Here is a 2,669-nt window from a genome sequence, read left to right as displayed (position 1 = left end):
CCCGCGTCATCGCCCCGGCCGACGACACCACCGGACGGCCGGCCTCGCGCAGCGCCTCGTTCGCCACCGCCCGCCGCGCCGCCGCCCGCTGGTTCTTCGCCCACTCACCGATGGGGAAGTCCTTCCAGACCGCGTTGGTCGGGGTGTGCTCGCTGCGGGGTGAGGAGGCCGGGGGGATGCCGTGCACCACCGATCCGGGTGATCTGACGGAGTGGGTGCGGGACTTGGAGACCGTGACGGCGGTCGCGACGTACGCCTCGCTGGCGGTGCTTCAGCGGGCGCACGCGGCGGGTCTCCCGGCGTGGGATCTGGTGGTGGTGGACGAGGCTCACCGCACGAGTGGTGAGCTGGGCAAGCCGTGGGCGGCGGTGCACGATCAGCAGCGGGTTCCGGCGGTGCGGCGGCTGTACATGACGGCGACGGCGCGGATCTGGGAGGCGCCCGACAGTGAGGGCGGGGTGCCGCGCCTGGTGGCGAGCATGGACCCGGAGAGCCCTGTCTTCGGGCCGGTGGCCTACAAACTCTCCCTGTCAGAGGCAGTCCGGCGGGGCATCGTGGCGCCGTATCAGGTGCTGTGTCTGGACATCCGTGACCCGGAGGTCTACGCGGCCCTGGCCGATGGCGGTCTGGGGACGGGGGCGTCGCGGGGGGCTCGGCTGGCGGCGATTCAGAGTGGTCTGATGCGGGCTGCGGTCGAGGAGCGGGTGCGGCGGGTGCTGTCCTTCCACAGCCGGGTGGGCGATGCGGAGGCGATGGCGGCCGGGGTGCCGGGAGTGGCGGCGCGCCTGGCCGAGGAGGAGCCGGGTACCTACCCGCCCGCGAGCGGGGTGTGGGTGGACTGGCTCTACGGCGAGCACCCTCCCGCGCACCGCCGGAAGGTCCTGGCCGAATTCTCTTCGGATTTCCTTGACGGGAATTCAAATACCCCTGCTGCGCTTCGCGTTCTCAGCTCCGTAAAGGTGCTCGGTGAGGGGGTGGATACGGCAGAATGTGACGCGGTGCTTTTCGCGGATGCGCGCGGGTCGATGGTCGACATCGTGCAGATGGTCGGGCGTGCTCTGCGCACCAGTCCGGGACGGGGAAAGCTGGCAACGCTGATTGTGCCGGTTTTCCTTGGGCCGGACGAGGATCCGGACGAAATGCTTACTTCCCATTCCTACTCGACTCTCGCGAAAATCCTTGGTGCTCTTCGGGCGCACGATGCGGACACCATCGAAAGGCTGGCCGATCCTCGTGTCCGCAGCGGCCGGGAGCAGGGTGCCGAGGGCGTCGACGAGGGCCAGGAGCACGAGGGCCAGGGCGACGAGGACGACGAGGGATCCGGGGCGGATCCGCAGGTGAGCGCTTCGGCGGGCTCGGTGCTGCGGTTCAGTGAGGCGCGTGATCCGGCGGCGCTGGCCAGCTTTGTGCGGCTGCGGGTGATCGACCCGGAAGGGGCGTACTGGCGGCGCGGGGTGGAGGCCGCGGCGCGGTGGCTGCGCGAGACAGGGGGCGCCGCGCTGCGGGTGCCGTTCGCGTACGAGGCGCCGGTGGAGTGGGGCTCGGTGGGTGGGTATCCGCTGGGTCGGTGGCTGGCGTCCCAGCGGACCGCCTACGCCGACGGGTCGCTGGAGGCCGGGCGCGTGGTCGAGCTGGAGGCGCTGGGGATGGTGTGGTCGGAGCGGGACGCGGCATGGGAGGACGGCTTGATGGTGGCTCGGCTCTACGCCGAGACGCACGGGCACCTCCTGCCCCCGACCAACGCGGTCTGGAAGGACTTCCCCATCGGTGAGTGGGCGAAGAACCAGCGGGCGGCGGCGCGGCGGGCGGTGGCGAACGAGGCGCTGCGCGAGGCCGGCCGTCCGGTGGTGTCGTCGGCCGGGGCGATGACGCGGGCGCGGCAGGACGAACTCGACGCGGTCGATCCGGGGTGGTGTCCGGTGTGGGAGACGACGTGGCAGCGCCGTCTGCGCTTGGTGCAGGCGCACGTGCGGGCCGGTGGGGCGCTCCCGGCCGTGGCCGGGGCGGTGGTGGTCCAGGGCGAGGACCTCGGCCGGTGGGTGGCTGCGCAGCGGGATGAGGAGGTGTGGGGGCGGCTGGTGCCCGCGCAGCAGGTGCTGCTGGAGCACCTGGGGGTCGAACCGGCTGCGGAGCGGGCGGTGGCGGGTCGGGGGCACGATGCGAAGTGGGCGCTTGGGCTGGCGGCGGCGCGKGCTTTCCACGCCCGTGAGGGGCACYTKCGGGTGCCTCGGAAGCAYGTCGAGCACCTGGYGGCCGARCCSGSKGYGTCGGACCGTCAGGGGGGCRSTGGYRAGGCTGTGGTGGTGCGGCTSGGYACGTGGGTCGACAACGCGCGGCGGCGCGGCGACMRGCTCACCGAGGAGCGGCGGGCGGAYCTGGAYGCGCTCGGSATGCGCTGGTAGGGGCGGGCGCTCGGGCCCGCCCCTTCTGCGTGCCGTGCTTCGTGGYCGGCTGTGAYGGCTGTCCGGCCTGACGCCGTCCCGCACCCCTGCCCCGGGTGGTACCTCTCCCCCGGCTATCGCGGGCAAAGAGGTGTCCGCRCACCAGGGCGGCTTGCCCGCCGGGGCTGACCTGCRSAAACGRGCGGTGTCCGATTTGGGAGGGTCCATACCTGCGGTMACACCTCCGGTCCCCCGCCGGGTGCACCCCTCCAGCCCCCGGTACAGCCC

General features: G+C 72.7%; 2 protein-coding genes. One reads left to right on the top strand and one right to left on the bottom strand.

The features are described from left to right. Window positions 1-187 (bottom strand): hypothetical protein (locus EAO76_RS47060; protein ID WP_399463715.1); only part of this gene is annotated, 187 nt, incomplete at its 3' end. Between EAO76_RS47060 and EAO76_RS41410 the strand changes: the two genes are divergently transcribed. Continuing rightward, the gene (locus EAO76_RS41410) at window positions 177-2,402 is read left to right on the top strand and encodes a DEAD/DEAH box helicase (RefSeq protein ID WP_262376196.1); all 2,226 of its coding nucleotides are present in this window, start codon (window positions 177-179) and stop codon (window positions 2,400-2,402) included. The genes EAO76_RS47060 and EAO76_RS41410 overlap by 11 nt on opposite strands. The last annotated feature ends 267 nt before the right edge of the window (window positions 2,403-2,669 follow it).

Origin of the sequence: Streptomyces sp. sk2.1 (assembly GCF_008120935.1) — a bacterium.
In the GTDB taxonomy this organism is placed as follows: Bacteria; Actinomycetota; Actinomycetes; order Streptomycetales; family Streptomycetaceae; genus Streptomyces.
The sequence above is the reverse complement of the archived record's forward strand: the minus strand, read 5'-3'. Positions and strand labels throughout refer to the sequence as shown.